Here is a 1280-nt window from a genome sequence, read left to right on the forward strand (position 1 = left end):
GAGCGCCGGCGGGCGCTCGGGTGCGTGCGCGGGATCGGCCGGCGTCGGCGACATCGCAGGACGCCGGTTCGCGGCGGATGGTCCGGCGGGTCGGCCCGCGAGTGTCCGGCACTCGCCGAGGTGTCGCCGGAGCACCGGCGGCACGACCCGATGCCCGAGGACGACCTCGTGCATCACCGAACCGGAATCGAACGCGCCGAGCAGGCGACCCGCGCCCGACGCTCCGAGCACGCGCGCGCACGCGGCGAAATCGAGCCGCGGCAGCTCGCTCGTCCGCTCGAGCGCACGGCGGAGGTCTCGCGGCAACGCCTCCAGCGCCGTCTCGAGGCACCCGGCGGCGAAGTCCGACGCCAGGTCGGATTCGACCATCGACTCGACCGCGTCCGGGTCGACCCGTCGCGCGCGCCGAGCGAGCAGTTCGACGAGGACCGGCCATCCCGCGGTCTCCTGCGCCACGCGCGACGCGCAGCGGAGACCGAGCGGGCTTCCCGCGACCTCGGCGAACAGGCTCGAGATCTCGTCGATGCGCAGGCCGAGTTCGGGTGCGGTGATCGTCGTGGACCGTTCGGCGGCCGCGTGGACGACCGACGAGGGCAACGGGAGTCGGGAGGCGAGCACGAGCCGGGGCATCCGCCACGCACTGCCGGCCATGCGTTCGAGGGTGCGCTCGGCGGGCGTGCCGGCCACGCACCCGATGTCGTCGACGGCGACGGTCTCCGCGCCGTCGGCGGCGGCATCCTCGATCGCCGACTGCAGCCGGTCGGGGTCTCGATGCGCCGTGGCGGCGGACACGACGGAGGTCCTGCCGAGCGTCGGTTCGAGGCGGCTGATCAACGTCGACTTGCCTGCGCCGGCGGGTGCGACGATGAACACGAGCCGCGCCTGCAGTCGCGGGACCAACCGACCCGGGATCGTCCCCCCGGGCGGCCGTGCTTCGCGTCCCCAGATCGCCATGGTGCACTGCCGGTTCCCTCGCCATGCTCCCGCACCCGATGCCGGTCGCGCAATGACCGCATGGTCGATGTTCCGGTACCTGCCTACCGGGGCGCCCGATCGGTCGCATCCGGGCCGTCCCTGAGGTGCGGCCCGAGGCCGGGGGATGGCGCTCCTGCCGCGGCTCCGGGCGATAGCATTCAGGCCTGACCCGCCCTGCCTTCCCCGACCCGAACCGGAGCAGCTTCGCCATGAGCGCCCAGACGCCCCCGCCCGTCCCGCCCGCACCGCCGGTCCCGCCCGCTGCGGTGCCGGACGCCGCGACGCTTCCGTACGGGACCGCGCCG

At 74.8% G+C, this 1280-nt stretch carries 1 protein-coding gene; it reads right to left on the bottom strand.

Annotation, left to right across the window (positions count from 1 at the left end):
• A partial coding sequence (locus ESO86_RS17180) for a hypothetical protein (protein ID WP_207207212.1) occupies nt 1-900 on the bottom strand: 900 nt, incomplete at its 3' end.
• Nucleotides 901-1280: the final 380 nt, after the last annotated feature.

It is taken from the genome of Agromyces binzhouensis (genome assembly GCF_004135055.1).
Lineage (GTDB): Bacteria > Actinomycetota > Actinomycetes > Actinomycetales > Microbacteriaceae > Agromyces > Agromyces binzhouensis.